This is a genomic window from Nocardia sp. (assembly GCF_025465275.1).
Lineage (GTDB): Bacteria > Actinomycetota > Actinomycetes > Mycobacteriales > Mycobacteriaceae > Nocardia.
The window spans coordinates 24,156-41,610 of the sequence record NZ_JAODNK010000116.1 but is presented as its reverse complement, the minus strand read 5'-3'; the positions used below and the strand labels follow the sequence as shown (position 1 = coordinate 41,610).

Sequence of the window (17,455 nt, the reverse complement as noted above, 5' to 3'; positions counted from 1 at the left end):
TGCGTTACTGGCGCGCCGACGTGCTGGTGCTGCCGCCTGCCGATCACAGTGATGCCCTGCGCCGCACCGTGGATCAACTGCTGGGCTTCCCCGCTCAGCAGGTGGACGGTGTGTGGCTGTGGGACGTGCGCGGCCTGGTCTGAGCTACCGGTCGCCGCCCCGCATCAGGCCCTGCGCGTCCACGGAGGCCACCAATTCGCCGGTGCGCGTGAACACCTGGATCCGCCCGTACATCCGGCCACTGCCCGCGAACGGGCTCTCGCAGCGCAGCAGCAGCCAGTCGTGCAGGGTGAACGGGCGGTGGAAGGTGATGGTTTGGGTGAGCATGGCCGCCGCGCTGCGGCCCCCGCGCCGGGCGATCTCGGCTTGCGGATACGGGCGCATCGCGACCGGGCCCAGAAATCCCTCGCTGCCGTGAGCCAGTAGCGCGCGGGCGATCCCGGGCAGGTCGGGCGCCTTGTCGCAGCGCATCCACACATCCAGTGACGGCGGTCCCGCAAGGTCGAGCGCCACCGCATCGGCCCCGCCGACCGTCCGAACCTCCCACGGCAGCACCGCACACGGCAGTTCCGCGCACTCCTCCGGCCCGGGCACATCGGCGGGCAGCGCGGCGCCGTGCGCGAGGAAGTCGGGCTCGTCGACACTGAGCATGGCCAGCACCCGTGCGTGCTCGCGCCCGTCCTGCCGGAACGACACCTGCACGGTCGCCAGCGCCCGGCCCGACTGCACGACTTCGACCTCCACGTCGACCTCGCGATCGGCGTACCCGCCGCGCGGGAAAACACCGTGCAGGGATTGCACCGCCATATGCGGCACAGTGCGTTCGGCGGCGACCACCGCCTGCGCCAGCGTCTGGCTACCCAGCGTGGTCGGCAGCGTCGAGGTCACGTTCCGGGCCCGGAATCGCCCCGGCCCGACCTCGCCGAGGTCGAGCACTTCGAGCAGATCGGTCAGGTCGACGACCGGCCACAGATGAGTTCCACCAGCCATCGCGAAATGCTCGCACACACATCCGATTCCGGAGAACCCGAGGAGCGGTGAATGGGACGAGCCCCGATGCCGCGTGCTGTCGCGGCAATTCGGTCGGTGAAATCCCGCTGGTTGGAGGGGTTGTAAGGCAGCATGTGGCGCATGCGGACATTTGCCCGATTGTTGCAGGCTGGTGTTGTCGGGGCGTTGGTTGTGGCGGTCGGTCACGGCGTCGCGGCCGGTCCGGCCGCGAGCGCCCCGTTTGGTCAGTTGCCGTGGCCGACTGCTGAACCGGACGGAGTGCAGGCGCCGGGGGCCGCGCTGGCGGACGGAGTCACCGGCACGGTGTTGTGGTCGCGAGAGCCGAACACTTCGGTCCCGATCGCCAGCATCGCGAAGGTGATGACGGCACTGGTCGTGATCAACGCCGGCGACCTCGACCGGACTGTCACCGTGCCGCAGGAAAGCATCGCCTACTGCACCAGGTACGACGGAAGCAACGCAGGCCTGGCCCCCGGCGAGGTGCTCACCACGCGACAGCTCCTCTACGCCATGGTGTTGCCGTCGGGCTGTGACGCCGCCTATACCCTGGCCGAGGGCTACGGGCCCGGCCAAGACGGCTTCATCGCCAGGATGAACGGCACCGCGCGTGAAATGGGCCTGGCGGGAACATATTTCACCGATCCCAGCGGACTGCCGGCCCCCGACGACAACTCCACCTACTCCACACCGGCGAACCTGCTGGCCCTCGGTCTGCGTGCGATGAGCCTGCCGGTGTTCCGTGAGATCGCGGGGTCGCAGAGCTATCACCTGCCGGCCGGCCCGGCCAATCGCGATCACCTCTGGCAGACCACGAACCAGCTGCTGCGCACCTATCCGGGCACCATCGGCATCAAAACCGGATCCACCGACGCCGCGGGCGCCTGCTTGCTGTTCGAGACGGTGCGGGCAGGAATACCGCTGATCGGTGTGGTCCTGCACAGCTCACCCGGCAGCGGCGCCGCCGCAAGGGACGATGCCGAGCGCATGCTGAACTGGGCCTACGACCCGATCCTGACCGCGCTACCGATCGGTTAGCGCGAGATCGGTTGGCACCGAAGGAAAGTGGCGGCGGGGGATATTCGATCTGTCTACCGCGGCGTACCGTTCGCGGCGGCTGGGAAGCGCCCCGGCCGCCAGGTCGAAGTGTGATCGGGACCTCGATTGCGCAGGTGTGATTCACACCCTATGCGGAGCTAACTCTCCGCTTGGGGTGTTATTTTTTGCGCATCCGGAGCCTGCTCTCCGCTTCGACGAGGAGTTGTAAATATGGAAACCGCCCGTCGAGCGCACTATCAGGTGACGTTCGGAGTTCTCGCGCTCGGTGTGGGTGCATACGCGCTGTTGCAGTCGTTGGTGATGCCGGTGCTGCCGACCATCCAGGAGTCGCTGGGTACCAGCCAGACCAATGTCACGTGGGTGCTGACGGCCTACCTGTTGTCGGCGTCGATCTTCACCCCGATCATGGGCCGCCTCGGCGACATGCACGGTAAGAAGCGACTGTTCGTGATCGCTCTCGTCGCGCTCGGGGTGGGTTCGCTGCTCGCCGCCCTGGCCACGAGCCTGTCCGTCATGATCGTGGCGCGGGCGATCCAGGGTGTCGGAGGTGGTGTGCTGCCCTTGGCATTCGGCATCATTCGCGACGAGTTCCCCAGGGAGAAAGTGCCCGGCGCGGTCGGCATCATTGCCGCCTTGACCGCCGTGGGCGCCGGACTCGGGATCGTGTTCGCCGGCCCCATCGTCAACCTTCTCAACTATCACTGGCTCTTCTGGATCCCGCTCGTCATGATCACCATCGCTGCGGTGGCTGCCTTCTTCCTGATCCCGGAATCGGAGAACAGCAACGAGGGCAAGGTGAACTGGGGTACCGCGCTGCTGTTGTCGGCGTGGCTGGTCGCGCTGCTGTTGGCCGTGAGTCAGGCGCCGAGCTGGGGCTGGGGCTCGCCCAAGGTTCTCGGCCTGCTCGTGGCCGCGGTGGTCATCGTGATCACCTGGGTGATTGCCGAGTCACGCTCGTCCAATCCACTCATCGACATGAAGATGATGCGGATTCGCACGGTGTGGGCGGCGAACCTGGTGGCGCTGTTGATGGGCGTCGGCATGTACGCGGCCTTCGGCTTCCTGCCCCAGTTCTTGCAGACACCGACATCGGCCGGTTACGGCTTCGGCGCTTCGGTGACCCAGTCCGGACTGATGCTGCTTCCCACGACCGTCGGAATGTTCCTGCTCGGTCTGGCTTCCGGGCCACTGGCAGCGCGCTTCGGTTCCAAGAACGTGCTTTTCGTGGGATCGCTGGTCGGTGCGGTGGGCTACTTCATGCTGGCGTTCCTGCACGAATACGAGGTGGACATCTACATCGCGATGGCGATCGTCGGCATCGGCTTCGGTGTGGCCTTCTCGGCCATGTCCAATGTTGTTGTTGCCGCGGTGCCACCGGCGCAGACCGGGGTGGCCAGCGGCATGAACGCCAATATCCGGACCATCGGCGGTTCGCTCGGCGCCGCCTTCATGGCCAGCGTGGTCAGCATCGGGGCCGCGCCCTCCGGTCTGCCGAAGGAATCCGGGTACACCAACGGGTTCGTCATGCTCGGCATAGCCGTCGCACTGGGTGCATTCGCCGCATTGTTCATCCCCTCGATCGCACGGAATCAGCAGTCGCAGCTCGAGGATCCGGCTCCGCTCGCCCACGGCGAGATGGCGCTGATCGCGGGCGGTACCGTAGTGGGCGATGAGTCTGAATGAGCCCAAGGTACTGCGTCGCGATGCCGCGCAGAATCGTGAGCGGCTCCTGGATGCGGCCGAGCGGGTCTTCACCGATTACGGGATGGACGCGAGCGTCGATGAGATAGCGCGAGTCGCCGGTGTCGGGATGGGCACGCTCTACCGCCGATTTCCCACCAAGGACGCACTGATCAGTGCGCTGGTTCGCAAGTTGCTGAACGATTTGGTGGTTATCGCGAATGCGGCCCGCGACCGTACCGACGGTCGCGGCCTGGAGCAGTTGCTCTACGGGACAGGCGAAGTCATCGCATCACAGCGCGGCTGTCTGCCGCGATTGTGGAATGACGAAGAGACCAAGGCGCTGAAGGCCGAGTATTGGCGCATCGTGACCGAACTGCTGATCGCCGCCAAAGCGGCGGGCCGCATTCGTGAGGATCTCACCGATACCGATCTCGAGGTCCTGTTCTGGGCCATGCGCGGCGTGGTCGAAACAACCCGCGGGGTCGTCGATACCGCGTGGAAGCGGCACCTGGCCCTGAGTATCGCCGGAATGCGCCCTGGCGCAGAGGAACTCGTCGAAGCGCCGCTCGATGAACGGCTCGCGGTGCAGGCCAGAACCCGCTTGCATTCGAGCGGACGGAACGCGGAGACCGCCGCCGCAAACCAGCCGCCCGGGTAACCGCCGCGGTCGGCCGAACGAGAACGCCCCGGGGCCAGTGGTTCCGGGGCGTTCTACGTCATCAGCAGGACGAGTTCGGCGGCGGTGGCTTGGTGATGCACGGGATTCCCGATCCTGTGGCATTGATCAGTCCGGCCAGGATCTGGACCAATCCATTCGCGACATTTGTGCTGCCTGAGTTTTCACCGATTTCGACGGCGGGTACCGCCGGGGCGGCCGCCATCGCCGGTGCTGCGGCGCCGAGGACAGCGGCGGTGAGTGTGACTGTGGCCAAGCCGGTTCGAAGTGCGAGATTCATTGGGCAGTCCTTCTTTCTAGATTCCGTGGGATGTTGACGGTGTCAGCCCGAGATCCGGCGCTGCCACAGCGGTGAGGTGCATGAACGAGACCGCGAAGCGGCCGGATTCGGGGACCATGCACAGCAGCGTGTCGCCTGCCTCGACCATGCCTTCGGTCAGCATCTCGTGCCGAGATAGTCCTCGATCTTGTTGTTGGGCACCGGATCTCCTGGGAGAAACCGGCCGGTGGCCGTGATGTAGGCATTCATGCTGCGACTCCCGCTGATCTGACAGAGAAACTTAGCGAACAGTACTGTACGTAGATAGGCGAATCGACCAAAACGCGTATGTTCCACTTCGTGCACCGGCTCCGTAGCAGGTCAGTGCAGATGGTCGAGACGATCCGCGATGCGTGCGGTGAAGTCCGTATTGGTCAGGAGCCTGATCCGGTACCGAGCGCCCGGAGGGCGGCGGACCGGATCTCCTGGCGGAGTGCGTCATCGAGCGAGCCCGCGTGCTCCTGTAGTGCGGGCACGATGGTCTGGGCGACAGCGAAGGCGGCGCGGCCACGGACCCGATCGGCGGGCGTTGCGGCCGGACCCGCGAGCAACTCGATGATCCTGCGGCACGCCGCATCGGCGTCGTGCTGCGGAATGAGGTCGGCCACCGACGGGTCGGTCGCGAAAGCGATGAACAGCGCGCCGGTTTCGGCCGCGCCGTCGATGTACTCGGTGAGGATCTGCGCCGGACTCAGCTGCTGCGTCTCGGCCCGCGCGATGAGCTCGGTCACGGCCGTGAACGGTGAGTCCAGCAGCTCGGCGGCGATGTTCTCCTTCGCCTTGAAGTGATAGAACACCGCCGCCTTGCTGGCGCCCACCGCCGCGGCGATATCGGCGATCGAGGTCGCGGCATATCCCTTGCGCAGGAACAGTTCCCGGGCCGCGGACAATATCTCGTCTCGACGTCCGGTGGTCACCGCATGCTCGCGGGCATGGTCAGGACGATCTTGCCCTGGAGGTGTCCGCGTTCCCCGCGCTCGTGCGCGCTACGGGCGTCCTCCAGCGGGTACGCACTGTCGATGGCGACCGTGAGCGTGCCGTCGTCGAACAGTCTGCCGAGCTCGCGCAGGTCCGCTCCGCTGGATTGCACCTGCCCGCCGACACGCGTGATGCCACGTCGCGAAAGTTCTTCCGGCGGATAGAAACCCAGCGTGATGGGCACCAGGCGGCCGCCGTCGGCGAGGACCGTCAGCCACCGTGCGGCATCGACCCCGCCGACGCTGCCGACGCAGTCGATCACCACGTCCACCGTGCCCGCCGCCCCGACCGGATCCCCGTCGGTGTAGTCAATGAAAGTCTCGATTCCCAACCGGCGCAGGAACTTTTCGTGCCGACCCGAGGCGACCGCGACAACCTCGGCACCGCGCAGCCGCGCCAGCTGCACGGCGAAATGACCGACCCCGCCCGCCGCGCCCACTACCAGCACGCGCTCGCCCGGCTCGACCGCGCCGTATCGATGGATCTGCTGCCAGGCGGTCAGCGCCGCCATCGGCACAGCTGCCGCCTCGATGTGGCTCAGCCGCCGCGGTTTCGGCGCGAGGTCGGCAACCGGCGCGGTCACGTACTCCGCATGTGTGCGCCCGTGGCCGCGCCCGTCGAACGGCGGAAACCGCACGAGGCCGTAGACCTGGTCCCCGACAGCCATTTCGGTCACGTCCGCGCCCACGGCGACAACCTCGCCGGACACATCAGCGCCGGGAATGGACGGGCGCGCAATCGAGGGCCGGTACTGCGGCGGCAGATCCGCGAAACCGCTCCGGCCGCGGAAATCCGACGGATTCACCCCGGCCGCGTGCACCTCGAGCAAGACCTCGCCGCTGCCCGGAGTCGGCCTATCGATCTCCTCGACTCGCACCACCTCGGGCCCACCCGAAGTGAATACCACCACCGCTTGCATTGTCGTCACGCTGACCACACCTCTCGGCCCACCTGCCTGACCGATCGGTCAGTGCTCCCACTATGCGGGCTGAACTGACCGATCGTCAAGGGCAATCAGGTCACCACATGTGGCAGCGACCGTCGCGATGGCCACCCTGGTCGTGCTCGTCGTTGTGCCAGTTGCCGTTTCGGTCGCAATGCCAGTCGTTGTGCCACGGATCGTGCGGATCACCCCAGCCCGGATGGTTGAAACCCGCCCAATCCGTCGCGGCCGGCATTCCACCACCCGGGATCTCCGCCGAGGCCGCACCCGCTACCGGGCCGGCGAGCAATGCACCTGCGGCGGCCATCGCCACCAATGTTCCCGCAAACTTTTTCATGAAGGCGCAAACCTTTCTATTTTCTCCGAAGGCCTTAGTGGCCAAAACAATTCCAATACAGAAAGGTGATCGATACAACGAAATCTCTTGAACTCTCGGCACATTGACAGCCGGCGACACTCATATGCCGAACTGTTCCGATCACCGAATTGCCGATCGCGGGAGTAATGGCCCGCTGGACCACGCGCTATACCGCTGTTACGGATTCTGAACACCGGGTATCCGGATCAAAGGGGGGTTCGCAGACTTCATTCAGGTGGGGCACAGGATTCGGAGGGATGATCGGCAGGGTGTTGAATTCGATCTCGATATCGATGCTGGTGGCCTCGGCGGCACTGTTGCTGATAGCCACGAGCGGGCTGGTCGCGCGGATGGTGAATTCGCGACGCCAGCCGGTGATCGTTGCCGCGGCGCTCGCCCCGTGGTTGATGGCTGCGGTACTTCCGGCGGCGGTGCTGGCCATCGCGGCTCGGCAGTGGATCGCGGTCGCCGTGAGCGCCGTGCTGCTGGGCGCCGCGGTGGCAACGCAGTGGCCGCTGTACCGGGCGCGACTGTCGCGGAACCGGGCAGCGGCGGGCGAGCGACCACTACGGGTCATGCAGGCCAATATCCTTATCGGTGGAGCGGATCCGGGAGCGCTGGCGGCGTCCGTCGATCTGCTGGACATCGATGTGCTGACGATCTGCGAACTGACGCCGCAGGGTCTGGATCGCCTGATGGCGTCACGACTGCCCGAGTTGCTGCCCTACCACTACTGCAGCACCGGGGAGTACGGCGACGGCACCGGAATATGGAGTCGCTATCCGCTGTCGGACACTCGACGCCACGATGGCTTCGTGACCGAATTACTTTCCGCCCGTGTCGAACTGCCCGACGACCCGTCGCCACTGGTGTTCGCCGTGCACCCGGTGCCGCCGTGGCCGCGTAAGCCCGGTGATTGGCTGCGCGAAATGGAGTTGCTGCACCAGTTGCTCGCGAAGATCCCGGACGACGCCGGCCCGGTACTTGTCGCGGGCGATTTCAATGCCACCATGGACCACCGTCCCTATCGGGCCCTCCTCGACGGGGACTATCGGGATGCGGCGGTAGCGGTCGGCGCGGGAATCCTGCCCACGTACGCCGCCGATCGCTGGTATCCGCCCGTCATCGCGATCGACCACATTCTCCTGCGCGACGCCATCGCGCACGAGGTGCACACCGTCGAGCTGCCCGGCTCCGATCATCGCGGCATCTGGGCCTCGATCACCATCTGATCCGAGCGCATCGCTCCCGCACTGCTTTTCGATGGCGAGGGTGTCGCGGAATAGGGCGTCACGAGTTCCCGCTGATACTTGTCGGGCAGCGCACGCAGGGCTGCATCCGTCGAGACCAGGAGGAAGTGCGGCATGACTGACTGGAATGCGAATATCGTCGCCGAGTTCCGAGCCAATGAGGGCCGGGTGGGCGGTCCGTTCGAGGGCGCGCCGATGGTGCTGGTGCATCATGTGGGCCGCAAGTCCGGCCGCAAGACCGTCAGCCCGATGATGTTCATGCAGGACGAGCAGGACCCGGCGACCATCTATGTGTTCGCCTCCAAGGGTGGCGCTCCGACCAACCCCGACTGGTACTACAACCTCACTACCGCGGGAGAGGCCGAGATCGAGGTCGGCACGGCGAAATACCCGGTCACCGTCGTGGAAGTGACCGGCCCCGACCGGGATCGGATCTATACCGAGCAGGGTCGCCGCTATCCCGGCTTCGCCGAATACGCCGTCAAGACCGAGGGCATCCGCACGATCCCGGTCCTCGCCCTGCGCCGCGCGTAAGCACACTCTCCGTCGCGCCGACTGCCCTTGCCTGCGAACTCGTCGGCAAGGGCGGACAGCGCCTTTCTGATGGAGACCAGAGCAGGTCATACGTCACTACGCGGTAGTGCCGCGCCGCGAGAGCAGCGACTGCAGCAGAACGAGTACGCCGAGGACGAGGACGGTCACACCGACCACACGCAGTCCGGCGTCCGCGGCCGAGATGAATGCGGTGATGATGTCGTGGCTGCGTCCCGAAGTGGTGGCGAGGGCCTGTGCGACGGTGTGCGGGTTGTGATCGGCGCGGATGTCCTGCGGTAGTGCGGCGGCGAATCGCGCGGTGAGCACCGTGCCGATGACGGCCACGCCGAGGGCGCTGCCGAACTCGCGGGTGGTGGCCTGCAAACCGGCGCCGACCCCGGCTTGGGCGGGCGGCAGCGAGCCGGCGATGGCGCCCGAGAGCGTCGGAAGTGCCAGTGTCACACCGATTCCGGTGACGATGAGCCAGGCGGCGTAGACCGGGTACGGGGTCTGCGCACTGCTGGTGGACAGGCCGAGTAGTCCGCAGCCGACAAATCCGAAGGCCAGGGCGATGGTGGCATCGAGTCCGATGCGCTGTGTCAGGCGTCCGATGTGCCGGGCGCCGAGGATGATCGGAACGGTGAGCGGGATGATGCCCAGTCCGGTCCGCAGCACGCTGAATCCCTTGCCGTACTGCAGGAATGAGGCATTGATATAGAACAGCGCGAACATGCCGAAGAAGATCGCGGTCATACCGAGGCAGGCGCTGCGCAGGTGCGGAAGACGGAACAGTCGCGGATCGAGCAGCGGATGTTCGACTTTCAGTTCGACAATCATCCACACCGTGAACAGCACTGCGGCGCAGCCGAATCCGGCAATGACGGTAACGCTGCCCCAGCCCGCCTCGGGTCCCTGGACAATGCCCAGCAGCAGCGCCACCGAGGCGCCGACGAGCAGCAGCGCACCGGGCGCATCGAGGCGGCGGTCGTGGCGCGGTGATACCGGCGCGATACGTCCGACCAGCGCGGCGAGCAGTAGCGAGATCGGCACGGCCGCAATGAACAACCAGCGCCATGATCCCCCGGACAGCACCGCCCCGCCGCCGACATTGCCGATCACTCCGCCGATGCCAGTCATCGATGCCCAGACGGCGATGGTCGGACCCTTGCGCTCGGCGGGAACCGCGTGCAGCAGCACGGCAAGGGTATTGGGCAGTACGGCGGCAGCGCCGACGCCGGTGATCGCACGGCTGACCAGCAGCAGCATTAGGTTCGGCGCCAGCGCCGACAGCAGCGCGCCCAGCGCGAACAGCAGTAGCCCGGCGATCAGAACGCCTTTGCGCCCGAAACGATCGCCCGCGGCTCCGCCGGGGATCACCAGGCAGGCGAAGAAGATGACGTAGGTGTCGACGATCCAGACCAGCGCCGACGCGGACGGATGCAGTGCGCTGGCGGCGAGCATCGGGACGGCGAGATTGATCGCGGCGACCATACCGACCACCAGGACGACGCAGGCGCACATGGCCGCGAGCAGGCTGCGCGGCGAGGCCGGGGCAGCGGACGGGCTGCGCGCCTCTGGAGCGCGAATCAGATCGGTGAGTGGCATGGGATCGACGTTAAGGACGTGGAGGGTGTGCGCGCCACGCAACTTGGGTAATCTTGACTTGCGTACAGTGCAACTATGACCGAGCAGCTCGACCTGAATCTTCTGCGTGTATTCGACGCGCTGCTGCAAGACGGAAGCGTCACGGCAGCCTCCGAGCGCCTGCATCTGTCCATCCCGGCGACCAGCCGGGCACTGGGCCGCCTGCGGCGGGCGATGAACGATCCGATCCTCGTGCGCGCCGGTCGCGGGATGGCTCCGACACCGTTCGCACTGCGCACCGCACCGCGGGTGCGCTCCCTGCTCGACGAAGCAGCGGCGCTGATCAGTGCCGACCGTGAGGTCAGGATCTCAGACCTGAAGCGCACCTTCACGATTCGCATCAATGACGGCGTCGCCGCGACACTGGCGACGGCGGCGGTCGAAGCCACGGCCGCGGTCGCACCGGGTGTGATTCTGCGCTTCGTCAACGAGGGCAACGAAAGCATCGAGGCGCTCCGCGACGGATCGGTCGATCTCGATATCAGTGCAGGTGATGTTGCGGCGCCGGACATTCGGACGGCAGTGCTGTACCGGGAACGCATGGTCGGCATCGTCCGCGCCGACAGTTCGCTGGGCAGGAATCGCCGCCCGACCCTGGCGCAGCTGTGCGGGCATCCGCACGTTTCGGCCTCGCGTCGCGGACGGGCTCGCGGACCGCTCGACGACGCACTCGACGCGGTGGGCCTGCAGCGCCACATCGCGGCCGTGGTTCCCACCTTTGCCGTTGCCGCGCTGCTGGTTTCGTCGAGCCACTACGTGGGACTCGTCCCGCAGCGTCTCGCCGAGCAGCACGGCCGATCCTTCGGCATTCGCTGGTTTCCCATAGCCGCCGACCTGCCGGAGATCGAACTGCGACTGCTCTGGCATGCCCGGCTCGACGCCGATCCGGCACAGCGCTGGCTACGCGACACGATTCTCGACGCGCTCAGGCTCGAGTGACGTCCGAAACCCCCTGGTTCCCAGTCGATTCAGAGCTCGGACAGGCGCGGCGGCGGCGCACCGTGTGGGAGACGGGGACCGACGGCAAGCAGGCTGCCGGGCTTGCGCCCGTGTCCCCAGCCGATTTCCTTGCGGTAGCGGCCGATGTGGTCTTCGGGAATCGTGGCGGGCTCCGGCAGCGGTGCGACCTCGGGGGAGACGTACAGGGCATCGGTGGGGCAGTAGGCCTCGCACATGAAGCAGGTCTGGCAGTCGGACTGCCTTGCGATGAGCGGGATTCCGCTGTCGGTGCGGTCGAAGACATTGGTCGGGCACACATCGACGCACTTATCGCAGGCGATGCAATCGCCCGCGCGGACGAGTTCGATCATGACGCCACCGCCACGGTGGTATTGGCGGCCGCGGCGGTGGTGGTCCACACCTGATCGAGTCCGCCGGACAGAATGTGGTGGTGCTGCGCCGGATCCAAATCCGGGTGATCGGCGCGCTTGCTCATCCCACGAGTCTCATTGCGCTGCAGCGTTGATCGATACATGAGCCGCCCCACGGCGGTGATCGCCGCGGCCTGACGCGCCCGCACCCGTGCATCGCCAGCGCCGCCACCGAGTCCCTTCGCCCGCTCCCACAGCTCGTCCAGCGCATCGAGCGCGGGCCGAATCCGATCGCCGTGCCGCAGATAGTTCTTCTCGAACGGAATCAGCTCACCCTGTGCCGCGGCCACCACCTCGTCGGCGGTCACCGATTCGGTGTGCTCCGGCTGCAATCCGGTGCGCCCCGCGCCCGTCAGCGCGAGCTGGTCCGGTCGCGGCGAGCTCAGCGCGAAGGCTGCGGCTCCCGCTCCCGCCCAACTGCCCGAGGACATGGCCCAGGCGGAATTGTGACTGCCGCCACCGGTGAAGCCGCCGCAGATCCGTTCCCGCGTGGCCGCGTCACCGGCCGCGTACAAGCCGGGCACCGTGGTGGCGCACACGTCGTCGACGATATCGATTCCCCCGGTTCCGCGCACGGTGCCCTCGGCGAGCAGATCCACCTCGAAGCGGTCGGTGAACGGATCGATCCCGCGCCGATCGAACTGCAGGAAGAAGTTCGGCTGCCCCACTCGCATCTGGGCCTGCACCGTGGCATCGGCACGATCGAGCTGTGCGAACACCTTCTCTGTCAACAGAGTTCGTGCGATGACCGAGCGGCCCCTGGTGGATCCGGCGCCCTCGACGACCTCGCCGTTCTCGTGGAAGAAGGTGGCGTATCCGTAGTAGGCGGTTTTGGTGACGGTCGAACCCTTCGGCACGATGGCATAGGCATTGGAGAACTCCATGCCCGAGAACCGCGCACCCACCTCGGCGGCCATGAGCGCGCCGTCGCCGGTGTCGACATTGGTGCCCAGCGCGCGCGACAGGAATGCGCAGCCGCCGCTGGCGAGCACCACCGCGCCCGCAGCGATGCGATAGTCGCGATCGAGTTGCCGCTGATAACCCGCCGCACCGCGCACCACCCCGTCGGAATCGGTGAGCAGCTCCAATGCCGGTGAGTGGTCGAGGATTTCGACGCCGAGCCGCTTCACCCAGGCGCGCATCCGGCGCATGTACTCCGGACCCTGCACGCCGGTGCGCAACGGCTCGCCGGTGTGCGGATCGACCGGGAACGGGTAGCGGCCCTCCACCGCGAGACGATTCATATTCGTGTAGGTCCGGTCGAGCACCCGGTCCATCCAGTAGTGATCGGCCAGATGCCCGCCCAGCGCCTCCCGGCTGGCCTTGGCATTGGCGCGGGCGGCGGCCTCGGGGGCGATGTACCAGACGCCGGTACCGGAAGGCGCTGTGGCGCCGCTGGTTCCGCAGTAGCCCTTGTCCACCAGGATCACCTGCGCCCCGGCTTGGCGGGCGTGGATGGCGGCCCAACAGGCGGCCGGCCCGCCGCCGATAACCAGAACGTCGGTATCGGTCTGCCAGGTGTCGTTCATAGGACATGGTCCTCACACGAGAAGGAGTGTCCGGACACCGTAAGGCGGACAACCGCTTCCGCCGTATGGTTGCGATCAGGCCGATCCTGACTGCCAGTCGTCCGGCTCGCCGGCCGAGGCAGGCAGGTCCGGGGCGACACGGCAGGGCAGTGACTGGTCGCCGGCCCGGTGATCGGCAAGGGTGTGGGTAGTCGATCTTCGGACCACAGGAGAGGCACGTCCATGGCTGAACTCGCACCGTCCGGTCCCGCACCGGCGATTCCCCTGCGCCGCCGTGGGCCGGTGCTGTGGCTGCTGCTGCTTCCCGGCGTTCTGTACTGCCTGACGCCGGTGGTCGCCAACCGCATCGAGCCGCGCCTGTTCGGCATACCGTTCCTGATCGCATACCTGCTGGTGGTGACGGTGCTGAGTGGTCCGCTGGTCGCCCTGGTCGCCCGCTTCGATCCGGCCTACCGCGCGGGAGCCGAGGAATTCGTGCCCGCCGACGAGAACAATGCTGCGGCGGAGGAGCTTTCATGACCGGCCGGGCGGTGGTGGCGGTATCGCTGTTCACGGTGGCCATGCTCGCGACGGTGGTGATCGGCGTGCTGTCGGGGCGCGGCCGGGAGCGTTCTATGTCGGAGTGGTCCATCTCCGGGCGCGGGCTGGGCACGCTGTTCGTGCTGCTGCTTATGGCGGGGGAGTCGTATACGAGCTTCTCGTTTCTCGGCGCGGCCGGTTGGTCGTACCGGTACGGCGTCCCGATCTTCTATCTGATCGCCTACCTCAGCACCGGTCTGGTCGCCGCCTACTTCCTCGCTCCGCTCATCTGGACCTACTGCGCGCGGCACCATCTGATGTCGATCGCCGATATTGCCGAGCACCGCTTCGCCTCCCGCCGGTTGGGCATTGTGGTGGCGCTGATCTGCACGATCTTCCTGGTTCCCTACGTGCAGTTGCAGATTCAGGGCATGGGCGTGGTGGTGAATGCCATGTCTTACGGCTCGGTGGATCTGAGGGTCGCGGCCGTGGTGTCGTTCGTCGTGGCCGAAACATTCGTGCTCACCTCGGGATTGCGCGGATCCGCCTGGGTGAGTGTGCTGAAGGACGGCCTCGCCGTACTGTCGGTGGCGTTCCTCGCGATCTATGTGCCCTGGCATTACTTCGACGGCCCGGGTGAGCTGCTCGACCGCATGGTCGCCGAGAAGCCCCGGTGGCTGACCTTCCCCGGGGCCGGTGGCGGCACCTTCGGCGCGGCCTGGTTCGTGTCCACCGTGGTGCTGAACGCGGTGACCATCGGCATCTTCCCGACGACCGTCGCGGGCTACCTTTCCGCCGCGAATCCCACTGCGCTGCGCCGCAATTCAATATTCCTGCCCTGGTATCAACTGCTGCTGGTCATCCCGATGTTCATCGGCGCTGCCGCACTGTTCGTCGTACCGCACCTGTCGAATCCCGATCTGGCGCTGTTCGATCTGGTAACCGACTCACTCCCACCCGCCGTGGTGGCCGTGATCGGCATCGCCGGCGCCCTGTCGGCCATCGTCCCGATGAGCGTCTTCCTGGTCTCCATCGGAACCCTCTGGGGCAGAACAATCCTCGGCGGTGGCCTGAAGGGCTCCACCGACCTCTCTGCCAACCGTCAGCGCACCCGCTCCCAACTGGTCTGCCTCATAGTCGGAGCCCTGGCCCTGGCCGGAGCCCTCTTCTCCCCCTCGGCCCTGGTAAACCTCTCGGTCCTGTCCTACGAGGGCATGGCGCAACTGGTCCCCGCCGTACTCCTGGGCCTCTACTGGCGCCGCCTGTCCACGGCCGGAGTAACCGCGGGCCTGATCACCGGCACCGCAATCGTCCTGCTGCTGCATCTCCTGGGCAAAGACCCCCTCTTCGGCATGAACGGCGGTCTGATTGCCCTCCTGGTAAATCTCCTCGTCGCGACGTCCGTCTCATTCGCGGCCGGCGGCAGCGCGGTGGTTGCAAGCCCGGTACGCCGGGCAATCTCAGAATCGCCCTGATCGCAAGGGTTCCGGCGGGGTGGCGTCGGTGCGGATGATGGCACCGATCGATCGAGGTGAGATGGCGGTGACGGCTGGGGGTAATAGTGCTGGGGCGGTATTGCGGGCGGTCCTGGAGCAGGGGAGTGCGCCGCGCAGCGCGATCGCCAAGTTGGCGGGGTTGTCGCCGGCGACGGTGACCGCGCATGTGCGGGCGCTGGTGGCGGCGGGGCTGTTGATCGAGCTGCCGGAGACGGCGGGGCCCGCGGGGATGGGGCGGCCGCATTCGCCGCTGGTGCTGAATATTGCGGGCAATGTGGTGATCGGTGTGCATATTGCCGCTGAGCACACCACGGTCGCTGCGATCGATATCGCTGGTGCGGTGCGGCTTTCGCATCGGGTGCCGCATGTCGGTCTGGATCCTGATCGGATTCTCGCATCCGCCGCGGCAGAGGTGCGGCGGTTGCGGGACGAATTGACCGAGCGCGTGCTGGGCGTGGGGGTGGCGATCGGCGGCTGGGTGGACAGTCATGCCGGTTCGGTCGTCGATCACAGCACCTTGCATTGGCACAATGTCGCTGTGCGGCAGTATCTTTCGGATGAGACCGGGCTGCCGGTCACCCTCGACAGTCATACCCGTGCCATGGTGCACGCGGAACAATTGTTCGGCCATGCGCGTGATGCCGCGGCGACGGTGGTGCTGTTCGTCGGCAATGTGATCGATGTGGCGTTCGCGGTGCACGGCCGCGTGCACTACGGCCCGCGTTCGGCCGCGGGTGCGATCACCCGCCTGGTCGGCGGGGAGACCGCGGAGGATGCGCTGGCGGACTGCGCCGATCGGGCCCTGGTGGCCCGGGCGCAACTCGCTTCGCTGCCGGTGCACGGCATTGCCGATCTCGTCACCGCCGCGAGCAGCAACGAACAGGCCCGCGCGCTGTTCGTGGATCGGGCCGAAGTCCTGGGCCGGGTGATCGCGGTCGTCATCGATTTGCTGGACCCGGACGCGGTGGTTGTCGTCGATCAGGCCCTGGTGCGGGTGCCGGGGGTGCGCGCGGCCTATCTCGATGTGGTGCGCCGATTCTCGGCGTGCGAGCGACCGGAGGAGGTGGTCACCGGCTCATCGTTCTTCGGCCGGGTGCTCGAGACCGCCGCCGGGACCGTGGTGCTGCACCAGCTGTTCACCGATCCGCTGGCGGTGGTCGCCAAGGCGCCGAAGGATTTCGACTTCGATTCCCAGTAATTTTAAGTCGAACGAATGTTGCCCGATCGTAATGCTTTCCGCGAGAGTCTTCACATGAACGACTACGCATTCGCGGTCCGGTCCGGGAGCCCTACCTGTCCTCGTTACTCGGATTCTCATGCCGTTGTCCGGCACATTCGAGCGAGGAGTAAAGATTGCGTTCAACTATTTACGGGGTAGGGCCGCAAACCACGAAATACCTTGCGCAGTACGGTAGTCAGGGCGCGCGGGCGGTGGACACACCCGCCGTCGACGCGCTGACAATTCTGTGGGCCCCGACCGAGGTGCTGTCATGGCGACGCACGATCGCGACCTAGGCGTCCAGACCCGGGAGCTGGCGCGGTCTTTCGGCGATCGGACCATCCTGGACCACATCACCCTGACCATTCCGCCGGGACAGTTCGTCGCCCTGCTGGGTCGCAGCGGCTCGGGGAAGAGCACCCTGCTGCGCGCGCCGGCCGGACTCGATCACGATGTACGCGGCTCCGGTGTCTTCCGGGTTCCCTCGAAAACGTCTGTGGTGTTTCAGGATTCGAGATTGCTGCCGTGGCAGCGGGTGCTGGCCAATGTGCTCTACGGACAGTCCCGAACCCGCCGTCAGGCCGGGCGGGAACTGCTCTCGGAGGTCGGCCTGGCCGGACGCGAGCGGGCCTGGCCCGCTGAGCTCTCCGGCGGCGAACAGCAGCGGGTGGCGCTGGCCCGCGCGCTGGTGGCGGAGTCGACGAGGCGATCACCCTCGCACAGCGCGTGCTGGTGCTGGACGCCGGCCGCCTCACTGTCGACCTGCCCATCGAACTACCGGCCGAGCGGGATCCGGGCACTCCGGAATTCCAGCGCATCCGCCGGACTCTGCTGACCGCCCTGGGCGTCGTCCCGACCGCGGTCTGAAAG

General features: G+C 66.7%; 18 protein-coding genes and 1 pseudogene. 10 read left to right on the top strand and 9 right to left on the bottom strand.

Annotation, left to right across the window (positions count from 1 at the left end; translation table 11 throughout):
• Window positions 1-144: 144 nt before the first annotated feature.
• Window positions 145-990 carry an acyl-CoA thioesterase gene (locus JWN03_RS26280; protein WP_297620447.1) on the bottom strand — a complete coding sequence of 282 codons (846 nt, stop codon included), beginning with the start codon at window positions 988-990 and terminating at the stop codon, window positions 145-147.
• Between the two features lie 141 nt (window positions 991-1,131).
• Here JWN03_RS26280 and JWN03_RS26275 point away from each other — a divergent pair, with 141 nt between their 5' ends.
• From JWN03_RS26275 to JWN03_RS26265, 3 genes are all read left to right on the top strand, one after another.
• Window positions 1,132-2,046, top strand: a complete 915-nt coding sequence (locus JWN03_RS26275; protein WP_297620445.1) for a D-alanyl-D-alanine carboxypeptidase family protein — start codon at window positions 1,132-1,134, stop codon at window positions 2,044-2,046.
• Window positions 2,047-2,277: 231 nt separating this feature from the next.
• Window positions 2,278-3,750 (top strand): MFS transporter, encoded by a 1,473-nt coding sequence (locus JWN03_RS26270; RefSeq protein ID WP_297620443.1) that lies wholly within the window; start codon window positions 2,278-2,280, stop codon window positions 3,748-3,750.
• Entirely contained in the window at window positions 3,737-4,408 is a 672-nt protein-coding gene (locus tag JWN03_RS26265) for a TetR/AcrR family transcriptional regulator (protein WP_297620441.1), read from the top strand. The genes JWN03_RS26270 and JWN03_RS26265 overlap by 14 nt, the downstream gene beginning before the upstream one ends.
• A 61-nt stretch (window positions 4,409-4,469) precedes the next feature.
• Here JWN03_RS26265 and JWN03_RS26260 read toward each other — a convergent pair whose 3' ends face one another.
• The 5 genes from JWN03_RS26260 to JWN03_RS26240 all read right to left on the bottom strand — a co-directional run bounded on the left by JWN03_RS26260 (window position 4,470) and on the right by JWN03_RS26240 (window position 7,003).
• Complete coding sequence (locus JWN03_RS26260) at window positions 4,470-4,706, bottom strand: hypothetical protein (RefSeq protein WP_297620439.1); 237 nt, start codon at window positions 4,704-4,706, stop codon at window positions 4,470-4,472.
• A gap of 16 nt (window positions 4,707-4,722) precedes the next feature.
• Complete coding sequence (locus JWN03_RS26255; RefSeq protein WP_297620437.1) at window positions 4,723-4,869, bottom strand: hypothetical protein; 147 nt, start codon at window positions 4,867-4,869, stop codon at window positions 4,723-4,725.
• A 250-nt stretch (window positions 4,870-5,119) separates the two neighbouring features.
• A complete protein-coding gene (locus JWN03_RS26250) occupies window positions 5,120-5,662 on the bottom strand; it encodes a TetR/AcrR family transcriptional regulator (protein ID WP_297620435.1) in 543 nt (180 codons plus the stop codon).
• Window positions 5,659-6,642 (bottom strand): NADP-dependent oxidoreductase, encoded by a 984-nt coding sequence (locus tag JWN03_RS26245; protein ID WP_297620451.1) that lies wholly within the window; start codon window positions 6,640-6,642, stop codon window positions 5,659-5,661. The genes JWN03_RS26250 and JWN03_RS26245 overlap by 4 nt, the downstream gene beginning before the upstream one ends.
• A 100-nt stretch (window positions 6,643-6,742) precedes the next feature.
• Window positions 6,743-7,003 (bottom strand): hypothetical protein, encoded by a 261-nt coding sequence (locus JWN03_RS26240; protein WP_297620433.1) that lies wholly within the window; start codon window positions 7,001-7,003, stop codon window positions 6,743-6,745.
• 278 nt (window positions 7,004-7,281) lie between these two features.
• Here JWN03_RS26240 and JWN03_RS26235 point away from each other — a divergent pair, with 278 nt between their 5' ends.
• Together JWN03_RS26235 and JWN03_RS26230 are read left to right on the top strand one after the other, a co-directional pair.
• On the top strand, window positions 7,282-8,256 hold the full coding sequence (locus tag JWN03_RS26235) for an endonuclease/exonuclease/phosphatase family protein (protein WP_297620431.1): 975 nt from the start codon (window positions 7,282-7,284) through the stop codon (window positions 8,254-8,256).
• 132 nt (window positions 8,257-8,388) lie between these two features.
• Window positions 8,389-8,808 (top strand): nitroreductase/quinone reductase family protein, encoded by a 420-nt coding sequence (locus JWN03_RS26230; RefSeq protein WP_297620419.1) that lies wholly within the window; start codon window positions 8,389-8,391, stop codon window positions 8,806-8,808.
• Window positions 8,809-8,904: 96 nt separating this feature from the next.
• Here JWN03_RS26230 and JWN03_RS26225 read toward each other — a convergent pair whose 3' ends face one another.
• Window positions 8,905-10,413, bottom strand: a complete 1,509-nt coding sequence (locus JWN03_RS26225) for an MFS transporter (RefSeq protein ID WP_297620416.1) — start codon at window positions 10,411-10,413, stop codon at window positions 8,905-8,907.
• A 75-nt stretch (window positions 10,414-10,488) separates the two neighbouring features.
• On the opposite strand from JWN03_RS26225, the gene JWN03_RS26220 reads away from it, so the two are divergent.
• A complete protein-coding gene (locus tag JWN03_RS26220) occupies window positions 10,489-11,391 on the top strand; it encodes a LysR family transcriptional regulator (protein ID WP_297620413.1) in 903 nt (300 codons plus the stop codon).
• 29 nt (window positions 11,392-11,420) lie between these two features.
• Here JWN03_RS26220 and JWN03_RS26215 read toward each other — a convergent pair whose 3' ends face one another.
• Together JWN03_RS26215 and JWN03_RS26210 are read right to left on the bottom strand one after the other, a co-directional pair.
• Window positions 11,421-11,762 (bottom strand): 4Fe-4S dicluster domain-containing protein, encoded by a 342-nt coding sequence (locus JWN03_RS26215; RefSeq protein WP_297620410.1) that lies wholly within the window; start codon window positions 11,760-11,762, stop codon window positions 11,421-11,423.
• Window positions 11,759-13,351: an FAD-dependent oxidoreductase gene (locus tag JWN03_RS26210; protein ID WP_297620407.1), complete on the bottom strand. Its 1,593-nt coding sequence runs from the start codon at window positions 13,349-13,351 to the stop codon at window positions 11,759-11,761. The genes JWN03_RS26215 and JWN03_RS26210 overlap by 4 nt, the downstream gene beginning before the upstream one ends.
• A 222-nt stretch (window positions 13,352-13,573) precedes the next feature.
• Between JWN03_RS26210 and JWN03_RS26205 the strand changes: the two genes are divergently transcribed.
• The 4 genes and pseudogenes from JWN03_RS26205 (at window position 13,574) to JWN03_RS26190 (ending at window position 17,452) form a co-directional block, all read left to right on the top strand.
• The gene (locus tag JWN03_RS26205) at window positions 13,574-13,870 is read left to right on the top strand and encodes a DUF3311 domain-containing protein (RefSeq protein ID WP_297620404.1); all 297 of its coding nucleotides are present in this window, start codon (window positions 13,574-13,576) and stop codon (window positions 13,868-13,870) included.
• Window positions 13,867-15,345 carry a sodium:solute symporter family protein gene (locus JWN03_RS26200; RefSeq protein ID WP_297620401.1) on the top strand — a complete coding sequence of 493 codons (1,479 nt, stop codon included), beginning with the start codon at window positions 13,867-13,869 and terminating at the stop codon, window positions 15,343-15,345. The genes JWN03_RS26205 and JWN03_RS26200 overlap by 4 nt, the downstream gene beginning before the upstream one ends.
• Before the next feature lie 67 nt (window positions 15,346-15,412).
• On the top strand, window positions 15,413-16,564 hold the full coding sequence (locus tag JWN03_RS26195) for an ROK family transcriptional regulator (RefSeq protein WP_297620399.1): 1,152 nt from the start codon (window positions 15,413-15,415) through the stop codon (window positions 16,562-16,564).
• 292 nt (window positions 16,565-16,856) lie between these two features.
• Window positions 16,857-17,452 (top strand): annotated as a pseudogene (locus tag JWN03_RS26190) (ATP-binding cassette domain-containing protein).
• Window positions 17,453-17,455 lie beyond the last annotated feature (3 nt).